Source organism: Nitrosospira sp. NpAV, assembly GCF_000832065.1.
Lineage (GTDB): Bacteria > Pseudomonadota > Gammaproteobacteria > Burkholderiales > Nitrosomonadaceae > Nitrosospira.
This window is the reverse complement of sequence record NZ_JXQM01000004.1, coordinates 42,419-60,195: the sequence shown is the minus strand read 5'-3', so window position 1 is coordinate 60,195 and position 17,777 is coordinate 42,419. Positions and strand designations below refer to the sequence as shown.

Sequence of the window (17,777 nt, the reverse complement as noted above, 5' to 3'; positions counted from 1 at the left end):
TTCGAACGGCAGACTATCGCCGCGCTGGCGGAAACGGCTGAAATCATGCAGGAACGGGTCGTGATGACGGCCGAAACCGAGAGAGGCTATCTGCATGACTATCTGAATGCTGAAATGATCGCCGCACTGCCGTTCGGAGAGAATGAAATCGAGGATATCTATCCACTGGCGCCAATTCAGGAAGGGATGCTGTTTCATACCCTGGAAGCACCAGGCACCGGACTTTACGTGACCCAGCTCAGTGTCGCGGTGGAGGGTCTCGACCCTGAACGCCTCGTAGACGCATGGCGAGCCATGGTGGCGCGGCATCCGGTATTGCGCACGGGTTTTCTATGGCAAGCCGGACTGGCACGTCCGTTGCAGATTGTATTCAAACAGGCTGATGCTCCCGTGGTTCAGCTGGACTGGCGTGGCCCGGATGGGCTGGAATCGCGGATTGCCGCTTACGCGGACGAAGATTTGAAGCGCGAATTTGATTTCCTCAGGCCCCCGGTAGCGCGGCTGAGTCTGATTCGCCTGAGTGAAACCTGTTATCAGCTGGTATGGACGAAGCATCACATACTGTTGGACGGCTGGGGCGACTCCATGCTTGTCAGCGATTGGCTACGCTCCTATGCCGGCGAAACCCTTGCCGCACCGGGTCCGGGTTACGGGCACTATGTGCGCTGGCTCGCGCAACAGGATGCGGAAGTAACCCAAGCGTTCTGGAAAAACGAGCTCAAACGGGTCGAGGGTGCAACCTTGCTATCGAACGCCCTTCGCACGACAGCGAAAGCAGACGGCCAGCGAACTGGCTACGCCCAGATCTATACGCATTTGAGCGTTGAAGAAACCGGTAATTTGCAGGCGTTTGTGCAGCGAGAACGAGTCACCTTCAATACTCTCGTGCAGGCGGCATGGGGACAGCTTCTGCAACGCTATACCGGGAAGGATACGGTTGTATTTGGGGTTACCGTGGCTGGCAGATCACCGAATTTACCAAAATCCGACGAGATTCTTGGATTGTTCATCAATACCATTCCGGTTCCGGTCGAGCGGAGAAGCGATTTGACGGTGAGGGAGCATCTTGCCATGCTGCAAAGTGTCAATGCAAGACTGCGCGAACACGAACATACGTCGCTGGCCGATATCCAGCGATGGGCGGGCTCGCCGGGGCAGCCTCTTTTCGACAGTATCGTTGTGTTCGAGAATTATCCCATCGCCGAGACGCTGCGCAGCAATGAACTATACGGTCTTCATTTTGGTGATATTGAAGGCAAAGGCTTGACCGGTTACGCGATGGACTTGCAAGTGGTCGTCGGGGATACGATCGAGATCGAATATTCATACGGACGAAATGATTTTACGGATGACTTCGTGCTGGAATTGCGAAGCCATATGGAATTTTTGCTGCGGGAAATGATGGCCCATCCGGAACGGGCGCTGGGCGAACTGCCATGGATGGGGGCCAAAGCGCTTAATCAAGTGATTTCCTTGGGATGTAATACGCATGAACTTGCGGCCAGCATCCCGGCACGTTCACATCAGCCGGTACATCGCCTGATTGAACATCATGCCAGGATGCAACCCGGCGCTATCGCGCTCTTGATGGGTGAGCAAGAACTTTCGTATGCTGAATTGAACATACGGGCAAACCGGCTTGCACATCATCTTATCAATATGAATATCGGCCCGGAAATCCGGGTGGGTGTCGCAATGGAGCGTTCGCTCGACGTGATTGTGGTGCTGCTTGCCATACTCAAGGCCGGTGGTGCGTATGTGCCACTGGATACGGAATATCCGGCCGACCGGCTTTCATTCATGATGGACGACAGCGGCTTGTCTCTTCTCATTACGCAAAACGAGGTATTGTCCAAGCTCGTGATCACCACCGGCGTGCGAACGCTGGTGCTGAATTCAATCAACCTTGGCGCTGAGCCGGATGCGAACCCCGAGGTGTCGGTTAATGAGCATAATCTCGCTTATGTCATTTACACATCAGGCTCCACAGGTATTCCCAAAGGGGTGGCGGTGACGCATGGCCCGCTGTCGATGCATTGCCAGGCCACTGCCGAGATTTATGGCATGGGCCTGCATTCATGCGAATTGCTTTTCATGTCATTCTCTTTTGACGGCGCCCATGAGCGTTGGCTGACCGCACTCACTGTCGGTGCGGGACTCGCGGTACGCGACCAGGAATTATGGACCGCTGAACAAACCTACGATGCACTGCACCAATATGGTATTACCAATGCTGCCTTCCCGCCCGCCTACCTGGGGCAGGTAGCGGAATGGGCTGCGCCCCGTAATGATCCGCCACCGGTGGAGCTCTATGTATTCGGCGGCGAAGCCATGCCCAAGGCCTCGTATGATCTGATCCGGCAAACGCTGCGGCCGCGTATCCTGATCAATGGCTACGGACCCACCGAAACGGTCGTTACGCCATTGATTTGGAAGACCGAGGCCAGGAACAGTTTTGATTGCGTCTATGCACCCATAGGCCGTCCCGTAGGTGAGCGAACCGCATATGTGCTGGACATCGATATGCAACCCGTGCCCATGGGTACAGTGGGTGAGCTTTATATTGGCGGGTACGGATTGGCACGTGGATATTTGGGGCGAGCCGGTTTGACAGCCGAGCGCTTCATTGCCGATCCTTTCGACGGCAGTGGCGGCCGCCTTTATCGCACTGGGGATCTTGTGCGATGGCTGAATGACGGCAATATCGAGTATATCGGCCGCGTCGATCATCAGGTAAAGATTCGCGGCTTCCGCATTGAGTTGGGTGAAATCGAGGCCCGTTTACGTGAAGCCATCGGAATAGCCGATGCGGCAGTAGTAGTACACCAGAGTGCAACGGGTTCCCAGCTGGTTGCCTATGTGGTGCCGATGGATGACATGCCCCCGCTCGACCTGGTTCGGCGACTCAAGCAGGAGCTCGGCAATCACTTGCCAGAATACATGCTTCCAGCGCACATCATGACGCTCGCGACCTTGCCACGGTTGCCAAGTGGCAAGCTCGACCGTAATGCATTGCCGGAACCGGGTGTTGCTATCGGCCTGACCTACCGCGCGCCGTCGACTGACCAGGCCAGGATGCTGGCAGAAATCTGGCAGGAAGTGCTTGGCGTAGAGCGCGTGGGAGAAACCGACAACTTTTTTGCGCTCGGGGGGGATTCGCTATCGAGCCTGAAAGTGATGGCCAAGATGCGCAATCTGCCCGGTATCAAATTCAACTTCAAACTGCGCGACCTGATGCAGAGACCCACCATTGCGGGTTTACTCGGGTTGGATATACCGGCTCCGAACGACATTCAGCCGCTGTTGGCACTCAATCAGCCGTGCGAAGAGGCGGCGCCACTATTCTGCATTCATGCGGGGCTAGGCACGGTATTCGACTATCAGCCTGTGGCACGCTTGCTTCAGGGCAAGCGGACAGTATACGGCCTTCCCTGCCGCATGTTGACGGATCCTCAACACCGGGATAGTTCGCTTGAAAAAATGGCGGCAGACTATTGTCAGATGATCCGCCGCATCCAGCCGCATGGGCCATATCACTTAGCTGGCTGGTCCCTGGGCGGTACGCTGGCAGCCATGATCGCTGCATTCCTCGAGGCAGACGCGCAAACGGTGGCATTTCTCGGACTGATTGATCCCTTTATTCCCGGCATTGAACAACCCCAGCACGATAACTGGCGTCAGGATTTTTCTGATTTCATCTCTGTAGTTATCCCAGGTATGACGCTGGATGAAATGATGGACGCCGATTCATCCTCGGATGGTGAAATGACGGAAACACAGGCAGTCTCCAGCTTGCTGGGAAAGCTTTTTCTAACCGAACGGATGAGAGAGCGTACAGAAGGCGATCGAGGAGCAGGAGGTTATACCGACATGGGAAGAGAAGAATTGGCGCATACCTTTGCCGTCGCGCGTCAACTGAAAGCGCTGTCGCTACAAGCCACTGGTTTGACTGCTTTGCAGGGCCGGCCAATATGCTGGTGGGCGGCCGATCGTCCGTTGCCGGACAGGGAGGCGCTTGCTTCGCAGATAGATCAGGATGACTTACTTTCCGTTGAACTCGAGGCGGACCATTTTTCCATCGTGCGGGAGGAAGCCTTGTTGCTGGGGATAGTATCTGCTCTGGCAGCGATTCCGCCCTTGGCCACGGAGAGCAGGCTGGTTGGCTAAATCATGCCAACCAGCCTTCAGGTTTTACAGAAAATTGGAGAAGCGTTCAGTTTCCCTTCTCAAGAAGTTGGGAAGAAAATGCTTTCGCAAGCGCTTGCGACATATCCCTTCGTACCCGTTCGGTTTCGTTTACGATATTGCCGAGACGGGCAAAATCATGGGTCATTCCTTCATAGATCTTGAGGTGAGTAGAAACGCCTGCCGCCTTAAGCCTATTTGCATAGGCAATACCTTCGTCCACCAGCGGATCATATTCGGCCAATACAATAAATGCCGGAGCAAGATTGCTTAAGTCAACCGCTTCAAGGGGCGCGAAACGCCAATCCGTACGATCCGCAGCGTCGCGAAGGTAATTGCCGAACATCCATTGCAGCGTCGGGGCTTCAAGCAGGTAGCCTTGGGCCAGGCGGCTATGTGATCCGGTATCCTGCCAAGCTGCGGTGCACGGATAAAGAAGTACCTGTAATAGTGGTTGTGGCCATTTCCCGTCACGTGCGGCGATTGTCAACCCCGTTGCCAGGGTTCCTCCCGCGCTGTCGCCCCCCACCGCAATACGCTGCGTATCTATTCCATAGGCAGATCCATTCGAAAGCAGCCATTGATAGGCATCCTGGGCATCGTCAACAGCCGTGGGGAATTTATGCTCAGGGGCAAGCCGATATGCAACGCTCAGTACGCAGCAGGGAGTGAGTGCCGACAATGCGCGACATAGGGAGTCGTGTGAATTGAGGCTGCCAACGCAGTACCCGCCACCGTGAAAGTACAGCAGCGCGGGCAACAGCGATCCATCAAGGACCGGGATAGCGGGCACATATAGCCGCGCATCGATCCGGCTGCCATCCCGGCATGGTATCTCGATAGTTTTGGCGCTGGCGATATCCATGCCTTCGGCATCAATCGCCAGTGTCGAGTTATCGTACTGCGCGCGCGCTTTCGCAAGCGGCAATTCGTGCAATGGTTGTGCACCATTGTCGACGCCAGCTTCGACCAGTTCAAGAAACGCGGCAAGGTCCGGGTCAAGCGGCATCGTATCATTCTCGGCTATGCGGGACGTCGCTGGTTAGAAACGAAGTTTCAGCGTGCCGATAACCATTCGTTCCGTCCCCCGGAAGAAGTTACCGCCCCCAGCTCCGGAATAGTATTTTTCATTGAATATATTGTTGGCATTGATGATAAAACGCCAGGGCCCGTGATCGTACCGGAGCATTGCGTCGAATAAGGTGAATGACCGCGTGGTACTGGTATTTTCCTCATTGTTAAACACCCTGCCCACATAGCGAACCCCTCCACCGATGCCAAAACCCTTCAGCCAGCTGATATTCAATGCATCGAAGTTATAATCGAGCCAGCCCGAAGTGGTTGTGTTGGGTACCAGGATCGGCATTTTGCCTAAAAAATCGGTACTCTCAGTCACCTTGACATCGTTATAGGTGAAAGCGCCAATAGCATTCATCCCACGGAAAATTTCCGTCCTCGCTTCCAGTTCCGCGCCGCGGGAGCGGATCTCCCCAGTTTGTACAAAGCTAAAGGAACCAAGAGGAGCATTTGGATCACGCGTCAAAACATTGGTTTTGGTCAACTCGAACAGCGCCACCGTGAACAGGCTTCTGCTGCCCACGGGTTGGTACTTGATGCCTACCTCATATTGGGAGGCTCGGGAAGCATCGAATGGCTTGCCGTTGCCGCCATCACTTCGGTCCAGTCCAGGTTGCGGCAGGAACGATTGTGAATAGCTCACATAAGGCGCGATGCCATTGGAGAAAAGATAGGTCAGGCCAGCCCTGCCGGTGTATGCGGAATCCTTGTTCGCGAAAGTCTCTCCGCTTATGCTATCGGCAGTATTATTCGATACCCGATCGTGACGGCCGCTGAGGGTAAGAATCCAGTTTTGATATTTGACCTGGTCCTGTATATAAAAGCCGACATTGTTGATCTTTTGTGTCGCATCTGAACCCGGAATATCGGGTGTCGGCACCGGTTGGAAATACACCGGGTTGAATATGTCGATACTCGGGGTTCCAAGAGCCGCATTGTATTGGAGGGTGGCATTCGTGCGGTTCCAGTCGATGCCGCTCAGCACAGTATGACTTACCGGGCCAGTGCTTAGCTTGGCTTGCAGATGCGTATCCAGAGTAGTTTGATCCAGCCGCTCCCTCGTAGAAAATGCATTACGGAACAGGGTCCTATTATCCGTATCAAATAATTCCCCTGTAATAAGATCGCCCGGGTTTATATCCCTGAAACGCCCATCCTGCCGCTGGAAACGAAAATTCTGCCGCACAGTCCAGGTTTCGTTGAAGTGATGTTCGAGCCTATAGCTGAACGAGGCCTGATTGGTTTTGTATCTTGTAAAGCCAGGGTCGCCCACCAGCGTATTGGTTGGGTTCCCATCCGGGGTCCCTACATAAAATGGAGCTGCTCCGCTGTCGTTGTTCAGGATATCGCCGAAAAGGGTGATCGATGTCTTGTCGCTAGGACGCCACGTCAGCGATGGGGCGATATAAAAACGCCTGATGCTCGCGCGGTCTCCATTGGTATTGGGAAACCTGACCTGCGTGTCCGTGTCGAGGGCCGAGGTGACGAGGCGGAACATGAGCGTGCCGTCGGCATTGGCCAAACCGAAGTCTGCGGCAATCCGCTTGCGATCGAAGTTGCCATACTGGAGTTCGACTTCACGGATCGGGGCGGCGGTGGGGAGCTTGGTGACGCGATTCACGATCCCCCCGGCATCGCCGCGGCCAAACATGACCGAGGTGGGTCCACGTAATACGTCAATACGTTCAAGCGCATAGGGATCCGTAATAAAAGCGCCATAATAAAGCCCTGTCGCGGCCTGGTTCAAATTATCGCGGAAATTGGCGGTGGTCTGGACGTTGAAGCCGCGCATGCTCACGTATTCAAAACCTTGCCCACTGAAACCAAATTGATCAGGTACAACGCCCGGCACATAGCGCAGCGCTTCAGTGATATTGAGGTTCACGGCGCGTATATCCATCTCATTGCGATTGATGACGGAAACGGACTGGGGTATCTCGATAATCGGTGTGTCGGTTTTTGTCGCGCTCTGCATGCGAGTGGTCACATAGCCGGGAGTTTGTCCTGTATCCTTGACTGTCACTGTCGGCAGGACCGGTGCCCCTGCAGCGTTCGCGGGTTTGGAAGTATTTTCCGGTGCATCGAGTACACTCGGTGCGGCGGGCTTTCCCTTCGTGTCCGGTTTTGCCGATTCGGTGCCGGCCTGTTGTGCCTGGGCATAACCGGTGGTGACGGATAAAGCCAGGAATGAGTACTGCAGGGCGCGTGAAATTACAGTGCGTTTCAGGTGTCTCAGCCCTATGTTGGTTTTTGTGTAGGCTTTCATAGTTATAGTTGCTCGTGGTTAAAAAACTGTTGTGTAACAATTGACTGCATTAAATTAAAGAAATAATAAATTCAACGGCCGGCAACCGCCCGTATGGGATTATCCGTTGGCTTTGCTCCGGGCTGGTTGACTACGCCCAGCAATGCTTGTCCTATCTCATCGGTGCGAACCGCAGTGACCGAAAGCAAGGTATCGCTCAAACCGTGGCTTGATTCGCAGGCCCCTTGCAGGAAAATGGCGGGCCGGAAGTTTGGCGTACTCTGCAAGCAATATTGACGATCGACCGTAAAGTCTCCCATATAGGACGAAAGCGGCTTCAATAGTGATTTGTGATAGTCCCGGTTATAGCCGGTGGCAAGCACCACGGCGTCATAGGTGGCAACATGCTCGCGACCGGCATTGAGATCCCGCAGAACCAATTGAATGCCTTCCGGCAAGGCATTGGCACTGACGACTTCATGCCGGCGCAGGAAGCGGTGGCGCGCATTTCTGGTCACTCTCTGCTGATAGAACACGTTGAAAATCTGTTCTATCAGAACGAGGTCGGGTGCCGCATAATTGGTGTGCCAGAATTCGTCGAGCAGTGCGGCGCGATCCTGATCGGGGCGGCTGAAAACGAAGTCAGTGAAATCGGCATTAAAAATTTCGTTGACGAAGGGGCTGTCATCGGAAGGCTTGATTGCCCGCGCGCGCATGATGAGGTCGACATGCGGGGCGCCCGCGCGATTGTGTAAATCCATGAAAATTTCCGCGGCGCTCTGGCCCGCGCCTACGACAGCCACCTTTTTGGCGCTATCATGCCGTGCAATCTCTCGAAGGTATCCGCTCGAATGAAACACGCGCGGATCATCTTTTAAAGGCAGGAAACACTCGGGAATGCTGGGCATGCCGCCGACACCAACGATAAGGTTGCGGGTGAGCCGTTCATGAATCATCCCGTCAGAATCACGCGAGCGCACGCGCAGGAGTGCGACTTCGTCATTTCGTTTTTCGGGGAGCACTTCCAGAACTTCTTCGCCATACGCACAGCGGTCATTGAAATGCGACGCGGCCCAGGCGAGGTAATCATTGAATTCGTGACGGCTGGGAAAAAAAGTTTTCAGGTTGATGAAGTCCTGGAGTCTCTGTTTCTGATGCAGATAGTTGATAAAAGTGAAGTAACTCGAAGGATTCCGCATGGTTGCCAGATCCTTCAGGAAGGAAATCTGCATATGCGTGTTATCCAGCATCATGTTGGCATGCCAGGCGAAACTTGGCTGCTTTTCGATAAAGAACGCATCTACATTGAACCCATGCGGCTTTTTCTCCTCCAGGGTAATGGCAAGCGCAATATTGGAGGGGCCGAAGCCGATACCGATCAGGTCATGGATTTGCATGGCGATATCCTTAGAACAGTGTGGCGGAAAGTGAGGTTGCTACGCCATCGCGTGGAATCCACAACCGTTCCGCAAAGAAGCGTTCCCGCAACAACATGCCGAGCATGGCGCGTTTGTGAGGGAAATCGAACTCCTTGAGATTCGCGTAACCGCCCAAGGAGAGATTACGAATCATCTTGTAGTTATCCGAGCGAGGTTCGATGACAGCGCGCTGTGTTCTGCAATCGTCGAGAAACAGGTAATGAGAGAGAGATGGCAACCACGCGGTAACGAAGGGTTTACCGCGAAAGCGAGGCTCCCCGATCAGCACATGCCAGCCGCGGTCAAAATCGTCCACGTCATAGAAGGGCGCAATCCGATCCTCCTTTGCCCAGTAAACTTCGAAATAGCCGAACGCTTCGCCGTCAAGGCAGCCAATGAGTCCGATGACATGCGGATCGGCTGCGATACCCTCCAAGTAGGTACGGTGCTTGCCAGGATCGCCTTCTTCCCGCCAGGATGCCGCCACTACCGGATCGTTCATCCATCGGTTGAAGCGTTCCAGGTCGTATTCGATATTCACCGCCCGAAACGAAAGCGTTCGGGCAAGCCATGGAATGTGCCGTTGATAAACGATGCCAACCGGTTTAGGCGGTCGTAATGGGTGTCGCCGGCCCTGGCTGAGGACATAGGAAAGTGGAAACGCGTGCGGTTGAGGTGAAGCGAGCCAGATTCTGGGCTGTTGCCAGAAAAGCTCAGTGTAGGCAATGAGCTGATTGTTCTCGCCCCTGACCAGAACGCCGGATCGAAGTAACTCGTCGGCTTGCCCGACGGGTGCCAGGAGGTGGATCTGATGGTGATTGGGATAATTGGTAAAGGAGGCTTCGAGCGCCGCCAGCAATTCGGCCGTATCCGGCATACCAGAGTGAGCATCTGTCCACTCCAGCTTTAATTGGCCTGGTTGCCGGGTCAGCTCCCACCTGGATGGATTCTCCTCTCCATTAACGGTCTGCAGCAGCAGCGTATTGCCATAATACGTTGCAAGATAGACGGTTCCATCGGGGCGGGACATCAATGGCGTCACATGAGCAGCTGGCTCCTGAATTTGCTCATGTTGAATACCCATCAATGGACTCCTGGAAGAACTCAGTTCGAGGCGAATGTTCCCTATAGTGAAGAAAGACGAATGAGAAACATTATTATTTAATAACTTTTTGAACTTAATGAAGAGCGATTGGATCCGACCGAGAATCCCATTCAAAACCTGCCGAATCGGCGCTGCCGATACTTGCCGGACTCATCCCTTTGGCGGCTTTGTATCTACCGATTCATAGGAGTGACGGTCGAAGGCGGGGAGAAAGTTAAGCTATGGTCCGGCAGGCTGCTGGGTGGGTAGGGGGGAGGGGAATTGCTGGATATGGCGCCAGGAAATCAGTACGCTTTTGCGAAATGAACTGTCCCGCCATCATGCTCCTGGCAGTAAACATTTATGGTGATCATTCGTCACCTTCATATTCATCTTTATTACGAGACAGCTGTGCTCAAGTATCTCATCAGTCAATCAAAAGGGTTACTCATAGGCGCCTCGTTCGCAAGCGTAGTGCATGGCGCTTGCAGTGTATTTCTGCTGGCGCAAATCAGTTCCGCGCTGACGGCGGAGACGCCGGACCGCATGGAAATGGCGCTGATCTTTGCAGGAACCGCGGTCGCGGTGATGTTGAGCTATATGGTCGCGAATATTTTATTTGAACGTCTGGGGCAGCGAGCCCATGCTGAATTGCGCAGTTTTATCGCAAAACGCGTGATAGCCGCCGACTTCCGGCACCTTGAAGTGATTGGCGCGGCGCGCGTACAATCCGCGCTATCCGAGCATTGCACGCATGTTGCCGAATTTTTTGTGAGCTTTCCGGTAATCCTGACGAATGCGGTCATCGTTGCCGGATGTCTGATTTATATGGCGCTGCTTTCCTGGCAGGTATTCCTGCTCGCAGTTATTGTCATTGGCTTAGGTTCGTTGGGCTACCATCTTGCGCATTTGCGCGCCATACGGCATTTGGATGTTGCCGCTCAGGAGCAGGACAGGTTGTTTGCCTATTTTCGTTCCCTGACCGATGGAGCCAAAGAGTTGCGCTTGAATCGTGATAAGCGTGCCGCATTTTATGATAACGTGTTGGGAAAATCGATTGAGATCGTCCGCCATGAACGGACCTTTGGCATGTCGCTGTTTATCGGTTCGGCAAGTTGGGGTAATTTCCTCATCTACGCGTTTATAGGCATGGTACTGTTCGTACTGGTGGGCGACGTGCCCGACCGGGCGTTAATCATGACGGGCTTCGCACTTGTGTTCGTTTATATGGTGGGACCGCTCGAAGCACTCCTGCTGAACATTCCGCGGGCTAACCTGGCACAGGTGTCCGCCGATCGGATTGACGAGATTACACGCGCCATGGCAGCTTCGGAAAAACAGACGGATGGGCTTTCTCCGCCCTCCTTGCAATCTATTACGCTTCAGGGCGTATTGCATCGTTATTATCATGAACAAAGCGACGAATTGTTTACCATGGGTCCGATAGATCTGGAGTTTCGTCCGGGCCAGATCACTTTTCTGGTCGGCGGTAACGGCAGCGGCAAGACGACATTGGCTAAATTACTGGTTGGGCTCTACCCGCCGGAGGAGGGGCAAATCATCTTTAACGGCAGTGCGGTGGACGAGACGAATCGTGACCACTACAGACAGCTGTTTTCGACGATCTTTTCCGATTTTCATCTTTTCGACCGTCTGCTCGGAACGGGTGGCGTCGATCTGGACAATGAAGGTAATCGGCTTCTGGCCAAACTGCATTTGCAAAACAAGGTAAAGGTCAAGGATGGCGCTTTCACTACGCTTGAGCTGTCACAGGGGCAGCGCAAGCGCCTGGCACTGGTGGTGGCCTATCTGGAGAACCGGCCCTTCTTCATGTTCGACGAATGGGCGGCGGATCAGGACCCGGTATTCAAGGAAGTATTTTACCGTGAGGTGCTTCCCGAGCTACGTGCCATGGGTAAGGCTGTACTGGTAATCTCGCACGACGATCGGTACTTCCACCTTGCCGATCGCTTGATACGCATGGAGAGCGGATGCCTGACCCTTAATAGCCAGACACCCATGAAGGAGAGTCTGGCGCCGGCAACGCCATCGGTAGCCTGTAGCAATGCGGTTTGATGCCATGAAGCGGAGTATTGCGTTGCAATGTCCAATGTAATCGAGCAATTCGAAAAACAACGCGCTGCCAAACTGTCAATCGGGCGTAATTTTCTTGTCCTGATGCACCGTTGGGCCGGTCTTTTTCTGGCAGTATTCCTTTTTATTTCCGGTCTTACCGGTGCAATCATCTCGTGGGATCATGAACTGGATGAGTGGCTCAATCCGCAGCTATTCGAAGCGCGTGGGCCGGGAAAGCCGCTCCCCCCCCTGCTGATTGCCGAGAAACTGGAAGCAGCCGATCACCGGCTGATGATAACCTGGGTTCCACTCGCGGTGGAGTCCGGACAAAACCTGGGTGTGGGGATCGGCCCGCGCCTTGATCCCGCATCCGGCAAAGCGTTCGAGTTGGATTTCAACCAGGTTGCGCTCGATCCCGTGAACGGGGAACTACGAGGAAAACGGATGTGGGGAGAGGTTTCGCTCAGCCGAGAAAATTTACTCCCATTCTTGTACAAATTGCACTACAGCATGCATATCCCCGATGGGTTTGGGATCGAGTTTGGTGTCCTGTTCATGGGGATCCTTGCCATTGTCTGGGCTCTCGACTGCTGCATTGCGTTATGGATTTCGTTTCCCAAGGCGAGCGCATGGCGTAAGTCATTCATTTTTCGGTGGCGGCAGGGCCGCTCCAAGCTCAACTTTGACATGCACCGTTCCGGCGGGGTATGGGTGTGGGGCTTCTTGCTGCTTCTGGCCGTAACCGCAACGTCCATGAACCTCAATCAGGAGGTCATGAGGCCCGTGGTATCGCTATTCTCGACATTGACCCCAAGCCCTTTCACGGGTACGCCCAATCCACCTGATCAGCCCATTGAGCCGGTGGTTGATCGGCACACCATCCTCCAGCGCGCTACGGCGGAAGCTAAAAGGCTTGGTTGGAGCGCCCCACCGGGCGGAATATTTTATGTGCCCGAGTTCGGTATCTATGGTGTGACTTTTTTCGAGCCGGGCCACGAGCATGGCGATATTGGCCTGGGCAATCCCTCCCTGTATTTCGACGGCAAGGATGGATCGCCCGCCGGGGCCAATATACCCGGCACCGGCAGTGCGGGAGATATCTTTATGCAAGCTCAGTTCCCCTTGCATTCCGGCCGTATCCTCGGTCTGCCGGGGCGTATTTTTATATCCGCGATGGGATTGCTGGTAGCGACGCTCTCTGTTACCGGCGTGATTATCTGGCAGAAGAAGCGCTGGGTACGAAAGAAAATGCTTGGAAAGATCGATTGAGGGAGCGTATGACACCATGCATCAGTTCTTCACGGCTTTAAATCACATAGCAAATCAGGCCCTTACTCGTCACGTATTTGTTCCTGGTTTGCGGTCGGTGATTGCTGCTCCAGATGCTCCATGACAGCGTAGGTGAGGGTTTTGCAGCCTTCGCCGGACAGCGCTGAAATGACGAAACTTTTTCCCTTCCAGCTCAGGTTGCGGATGAATTTCTTGCAAATCTTTTCACGGTCGCTCTCGGGCAGCAGATCGGTTTTATTCAGTACCAGCCAGCGTGGCTTCTGGTAGAGCGTTTCATCGTATTTCCTGAGTTCCTCAACGATGGCTTTGGCTTCGTGCAGGGTATCAATGTTTTCATCCAGCGGCGCCATATCCACGATGTGAAGCAACAGCCGGGTGCGCGCAAGATGCTTGAGAAAGCGGTGGCCCAGTCCGGCACCTTCCGCCGCACCCTCTATCAGACCGGGAATATCCGCCATCACGAAACTGCGGTTTTGATCGATGCGTACCATGCCCAGGTTGGGATGCATCGTCGTAAAGGGGTAATCCGCTACCTTGGGGCGGGCGGCGGAGACTGCACGGATCAAGGTTGATTTGCCGGCGTTGGGCATGCCCAGGAGTCCTACGTCAGCGAGTACCTTAAGCTCCAGTTTAAGCTCGAGCTCCTCTCCAGGTTCACCGAAGGTAAACTGGCGGGGCGCACGGTTGGTGCTGGACTTGAAATGCAGATTACCCAGCCCTCCTGCGCCGCCCTTCGCCAGCAGCGCTTTTTGCTCATGTCGCTTCAGGTCGGCGATGGTTTCTCCCGTCGAGGCATTGCCGATAACCGTGCCCACCGGCATGCGCAGAATAATGTCGTCAGCGCCCTTGCCGTAGCAATCGGAGCCACGTCCATTCTCTCCCTTTTTGGCGCGATGCAGACGGGCAAAGCGATAATCCACCAGCGTGTTGATGTTGCGGTCGGCGATGGCGTAGATACTGCCTCCACGGCCGCCGTCTCCTCCAGAGGGGCCGCCTTTTGGAATGAATTTCTCCCGACGGAAGCTGGCGGCGCCGTCCCCTCCTTTCCCTGCAATTACCTGGATTACTGCTTCATCTATGAATTTCATAACTTCCGGTTAATCCCGCAAAAAATACATATGCCCAAAATGAAAAAGCCCTGCCGGGGCTGACAGGGCTTTTTCCGCGCAAAAGTTTATCTTAGGCCGGTATGATGCTTACTGTTTTGCGATGCGTCGCGCCTTTCGTGCGGAAGTTGACAGTGCCGGTAATCTTGGCGAACAAGGTATGATCCTTGCCCATGCCGACATTGTCGCCGGCATGGACTTGCGTGCCCCGCTGGCGGATAATGATACTGCCGGCCGGGATCAACTCGCCCCCGTAGCTTTTTACACCCAGACGCTTGGAATTCGAATCACGACCGTTTCTGGAACTCCCACCTGCTTTTTTATGTGCCATGGTAAACTCTCCCTATGCCGAAATGCCGGTAATCTGGATTTCAGTATAATTCTGCCGATGTCCCTGATGTTTCTGATAATGCTTCCGCCGCCGCATCTTGAAAATACGCACCTTGTCGTGTCTGCCCTGATTCAGCACGGTCGCCGTAACCGAGGCACCGCTTAACAGCGGTTTGCCCATCGAGACATTGTCGCCATCGGAAATCATTAATACCTGGTCTATGGACAGCTCGCTGCCAATATCTGCCGGTATCTGTTCTATTTTGAGTTTTAGTCCGGCTTCAACACGGTATTGTTTTCCGCCGGTTTTTATGATCGCGTACATGTTCGACTCCGGTTATTGCTCTCTCGGGACGCCCCGAAAGAATTAAGCGCGCATTATACATACCCGCTTCTCCAAGGTCAAAGGCCTGTTGCAAATGAGTTTTGTGTCAAAATCGCAGTTGTCTGCGTAGCTGTCCCAATTGTCGAGCTTGACACGTTGGCAGCGACGTTTCTACCATGGCACCTTTTTTTTCAGGAACCCCTGTGTCAATTGAACGTATCAGAAGTCTTATCGCCCAGGACATGGATGCGGTGGATGCGGTTATCCGCGACAAGCTCTATTCCGATGTCGGGCTCATCCGGCAGGTAAGCGAATATATTATCAACAGTGGCGGGAAACGCCTGCGGCCCGCACTGGTGATTCTTGCCGCTGGCGCATTCGGCTATCCCGGCAAGTACCATTTCAATCTTGCGGCGGTCGTGGAGTTCATTCATACCGCAACCTTATTGCATGACGATGTCGTGGATGCCTCCGAATTACGGCGTAGCAAGGCTACGGCCAATGCCTTGTTCGGTAATGCCGCAAGCGTACTGGTCGGAGATTTTCTTTACTCGCGTGCATTCCAGATGATGGTAGAAGTGGATAATATGCGGGTCATGCGGGTATTGGCCGATGCCACCAATACCATCGCGGAAGGCGAGGTATTGCAGTTGCTCAATTGCCGCGATCCCGGCGTTGATGAGGAAAACTACCTGAGGGTGATCCGTTATAAAACCGCCAAGCTATTCGAGGCGGCAACGCGATTAGGCGCAATTCTAGGCAATGCCACACCGGCGGAGGAGCAAGCGATGGCCGCTTACGGCATGCATCTTGGGACGGCGTTTCAGTTGACCGATGACATGCTGGATTATTCCGGGGATTATCAGGAAACGGGCAAGAATCTGGGCGATGACCTGGCCGAAGGCAAGCCCACACTGCCGCTGATTTATGCAATGAAAACAGGATCTGAGGAACAGGCCGCCATCATACGCAACGCCATCGAGAAGGGTGGGGAAGGTGGTTTCGGGCCGGTTCTGGAGGTTATCCAGCAGACCGGCGCGCTGGCTTATACGCGGCAGCGGGCACAAGCCGAATCCGAGACGGCGTCCGCAACGATTTCATCAATCCAGGATTCTGATTACAAGGAGTGTCTGTTACAACTGACCACTTTTGCGGTGGCGCGCAATTATTAGGTTTTCCGTTAAATATTCGGATAAGTGCGATTGCAGGCGCCCGGCGATTCTGGTCTCCAGTCTTGGCGTGTGGAGATTTGTCGCTGCCCCCGCCACCAGCTCATCCTTGACGCTGATTTTAAAGATTATCCAGGACGCAGGGAGCCGGAGTTGGCGTTAATCACTGTTTGCATACTTACTTGACATAATTTTTGGCTGCGTAAGGATGTGGAAGGGCTTTCCGGAACAATTTTGGATTGCCCGGATGCCCCTTCCTGCGTACAATTGCTGCCCATGCGCTGGGTGTGTACAGGTATTGAAGACAGTGCGTATCATTAGTATTACAAGTTGATGATATTTCGGGGTGTAGCTCAGCCTGGTAGAGTACTGCGTTCGGGACGCAGGAGTCGGAGGTTCGAATCCTCTCACCCCGACCAATTTTTGATGCGGTAACGGAGTCGACGCGTTGGGTAGACTGCTATTTTTTGCCCTTATCGCCGTGCTTGTTTTCTGGGCAATACGGAGCTATCGGCGCGGCTTAAAAAAGCGGCAGGAGGAGGCTCAGAAAGAGTCTCCGTCCATCGAAGGCGAAGATATGGTGCGCTGCACCCACTGCGGCGTGCATTTGCCGAAAAGCGAAAGCATTCTCTCCGAAGACAAGTTTTTCTGTAGCGACGAGCATCGTCGTTTGCACTTGCAGCGCTAGGATTCAACTCTTTCGAATTTACGGCGACTCAGGCAATTTGGACCCGGCAGCGTGTGAAGGTTACCCCTCTACAAATTGACGAAACGGGCTGCCTGGACGGTGTACGCTTCATCCCTTCACCCAATTGCGACGAGCGTCCGGCCGGGGGTGCGATCGATTTGCTGGTGATCCACAACATCAGCCTGCCCCCGGACGAATTCGGCGGTGACGGTGTCGTCGAGCTATTCACCAACAGGCTTGATCTCGACGCCCACCCCTACTACCCGAGATTACGTGATCTCAGGGTGTCGACTCATTTCTTCATCCGCCGGGACGGCGAGATCATCCAGTTCGTTCCCTGCGAAAAACGCGCATGGCATGCGGGAGCATCCTGCTGGCAGGGCAGGGCCCGCTGTAACGATTTCTCAATCGGCATAGAGCTTGAAGGCGGTGACACCCAACCGTTTACCGGCGGCCAGTATGCGGCATTGATAGCGCTCACGCTGGCGTTGCAAAAGGCCTATCCCATTACCGGTATCGCCGGACATTCCGATATTTCGCCGGGCCGCAAGACCGATCCTGGTCCTTGCTTTGACTGGGAGCGCTATCGCGCGGCTCTGCTTGCCGCGGGCTGTTGATCCGGCGAGCATCGGTACAGAGCAACGGGCGATGCTCGCTTTCGCGGGAATGGCGGAAGGGGATGTCATGCCAGCGGAAGCCAGTATCTGGTGGCGCGCAAAGCATGCCTTTGTCGGTTTAGGCTGGATTCCGGGTCAAGCGGGGAACGACGAAATTTAAGGTATTT

General features: G+C 54.2%; 14 protein-coding genes and 1 tRNA gene. 8 read left to right on the top strand and 7 right to left on the bottom strand.

Features of this window, described 5'->3' with window-relative positions:
- Window positions 1–4,167 (top strand): non-ribosomal peptide synthetase (locus SQ11_RS04395; RefSeq protein ID WP_156972408.1); only part of this gene is annotated, 4,167 nt, incomplete at its 5' end.
- A gap of 46 nt (window positions 4,168–4,213) precedes the next feature.
- Here the strand turns inward: SQ11_RS04395 and SQ11_RS04390 are convergent.
- The 4 genes from SQ11_RS04390 to SQ11_RS04375 form a co-directional block, all read right to left on the bottom strand.
- The gene (locus SQ11_RS04390) at window positions 4,214–5,194 is read right to left on the bottom strand and encodes an alpha/beta hydrolase (protein ID WP_041512945.1); all 981 of its coding nucleotides are present in this window, start codon (window positions 5,192–5,194) and stop codon (window positions 4,214–4,216) included.
- A 33-nt stretch (window positions 5,195–5,227) separates the two neighbouring features.
- Window positions 5,228–7,528, bottom strand: a complete 2,301-nt coding sequence (locus tag SQ11_RS04385) for a TonB-dependent siderophore receptor (RefSeq protein ID WP_041512944.1) — start codon at window positions 7,526–7,528, stop codon at window positions 5,228–5,230.
- Window positions 7,529–7,599: 71 nt separating this feature from the next.
- On the bottom strand, window positions 7,600–8,904 hold the full coding sequence (locus tag SQ11_RS04380) for a lysine N(6)-hydroxylase/L-ornithine N(5)-oxygenase family protein (protein WP_041512943.1): 1,305 nt from the start codon (window positions 8,902–8,904) through the stop codon (window positions 7,600–7,602).
- Between the two features lie 10 nt (window positions 8,905–8,914).
- Window positions 8,915–10,009 carry a GNAT family N-acetyltransferase gene (locus SQ11_RS04375; RefSeq protein ID WP_041512942.1) on the bottom strand — a complete coding sequence of 365 codons (1,095 nt, stop codon included), beginning with the start codon at window positions 10,007–10,009 and terminating at the stop codon, window positions 8,915–8,917.
- A gap of 363 nt (window positions 10,010–10,372) precedes the next feature.
- On the opposite strand from SQ11_RS04375, the gene SQ11_RS04370 reads away from it, so the two are divergent.
- Window positions 10,373–12,085, top strand: a complete 1,713-nt coding sequence (locus SQ11_RS04370) for a cyclic peptide export ABC transporter (RefSeq protein WP_232297891.1) — start codon at window positions 10,373–10,375, stop codon at window positions 12,083–12,085.
- A 27-nt stretch (window positions 12,086–12,112) separates the two neighbouring features.
- Window positions 12,113–13,354, top strand: a complete 1,242-nt coding sequence (locus tag SQ11_RS04365) for a PepSY domain-containing protein (protein ID WP_084226726.1) — start codon at window positions 12,113–12,115, stop codon at window positions 13,352–13,354.
- A 62-nt stretch (window positions 13,355–13,416) separates the two neighbouring features.
- On the opposite strand, the gene cgtA is transcribed toward SQ11_RS04365, so the two are convergent.
- The 3 genes from cgtA to rplU all read right to left on the bottom strand — a co-directional run bounded on the left by cgtA (window position 13,417) and on the right by rplU (window position 15,136).
- Window positions 13,417–14,463, bottom strand: coding sequence for an Obg family GTPase CgtA (gene cgtA / locus SQ11_RS04360; protein ID WP_041512941.1), 1,047 nt, complete (start codon window positions 14,461–14,463; stop codon window positions 13,417–13,419).
- 91 nt (window positions 14,464–14,554) lie between these two features.
- The gene (rpmA, locus tag SQ11_RS04355) at window positions 14,555–14,812 is read right to left on the bottom strand and encodes a 50S ribosomal protein L27 (protein WP_041512940.1); all 258 of its coding nucleotides are present in this window, start codon (window positions 14,810–14,812) and stop codon (window positions 14,555–14,557) included.
- Between the two features lie 12 nt (window positions 14,813–14,824).
- Window positions 14,825–15,136 carry a 50S ribosomal protein L21 gene (gene rplU, locus SQ11_RS04350; protein ID WP_041512939.1) on the bottom strand — a complete coding sequence of 104 codons (312 nt, stop codon included), beginning with the start codon at window positions 15,134–15,136 and terminating at the stop codon, window positions 14,825–14,827.
- Between the two features lie 203 nt (window positions 15,137–15,339).
- On the opposite strand from rplU, the gene ispB reads away from it, so the two are divergent.
- The 5 genes from ispB (at window position 15,340) to SQ11_RS17165 (ending at window position 17,770) form a co-directional block, all read left to right on the top strand.
- Entirely contained in the window at window positions 15,340–16,308 is a 969-nt protein-coding gene (gene ispB / locus SQ11_RS04345) for an octaprenyl diphosphate synthase (RefSeq protein ID WP_041512938.1), read from the top strand.
- Window positions 16,309–16,647: 339 nt separating this feature from the next.
- Window positions 16,648–16,724, top strand: a tRNA-Pro gene (locus tag SQ11_RS04340).
- 29 nt (window positions 16,725–16,753) lie between these two features.
- On the top strand, window positions 16,754–16,993 hold the full coding sequence (locus tag SQ11_RS04335) for a PP0621 family protein (RefSeq protein WP_041512937.1): 240 nt from the start codon (window positions 16,754–16,756) through the stop codon (window positions 16,991–16,993).
- A gap of 53 nt (window positions 16,994–17,046) precedes the next feature.
- Window positions 17,047–17,610 (top strand): 1,6-anhydro-N-acetylmuramyl-L-alanine amidase AmpD, encoded by a 564-nt coding sequence (ampD, locus tag SQ11_RS04330; protein WP_041512936.1) that lies wholly within the window; start codon window positions 17,047–17,049, stop codon window positions 17,608–17,610.
- Entirely contained in the window at window positions 17,594–17,770 is a 177-nt protein-coding gene (locus SQ11_RS17165) for a hypothetical protein (protein ID WP_156972407.1), read from the top strand. Before ampD ends, SQ11_RS17165 begins: the two co-directional genes overlap by 17 nt.
- The last annotated feature ends 7 nt before the right edge of the window (window positions 17,771–17,777 follow it).

Bases quoted from the DNA above. Each gene is read 5' to 3' on its own strand.
- SQ11_RS04390 (WP_041512945.1), bottom strand. From the start codon at position 5,194: ATGCCGCTTGACCCGGACCTTGCCGCGTTTCTTGAACTGGTCGAAGCT.
- SQ11_RS04385 (WP_041512944.1), bottom strand. From the start codon at position 7,528: ATGAAAGCCTACACAAAAACCAACATAGGGCTGAGACACCTGAAACGC.
- SQ11_RS04380 (WP_041512943.1), bottom strand. From the start codon at position 8,904: ATGCAAATCCATGACCTGATCGGTATCGGCTTCGGCCCCTCCAATATT.
- SQ11_RS04375 (WP_041512942.1), bottom strand. From the start codon at position 10,009: ATGGGTATTCAACATGAGCAAATTCAGGAGCCAGCTGCTCATGTGACG.
- SQ11_RS04370 (WP_232297891.1), top strand. From the start codon at position 10,373: ATGGTGATCATTCGTCACCTTCATATTCATCTTTATTACGAGACAGCT.
- SQ11_RS04365 (WP_084226726.1), top strand. From the start codon at position 12,113: ATGTCCAATGTAATCGAGCAATTCGAAAAACAACGCGCTGCCAAACTG.
- cgtA (WP_041512941.1), bottom strand. From the start codon at position 14,463: ATGAAATTCATAGATGAAGCAGTAATCCAGGTAATTGCAGGGAAAGGA.
- rpmA (WP_041512940.1), bottom strand. From the start codon at position 14,812: ATGGCACATAAAAAAGCAGGTGGGAGTTCCAGAAACGGTCGTGATTCG.
- rplU (WP_041512939.1), bottom strand. From the start codon at position 15,136: ATGTACGCGATCATAAAAACCGGCGGAAAACAATACCGTGTTGAAGCC.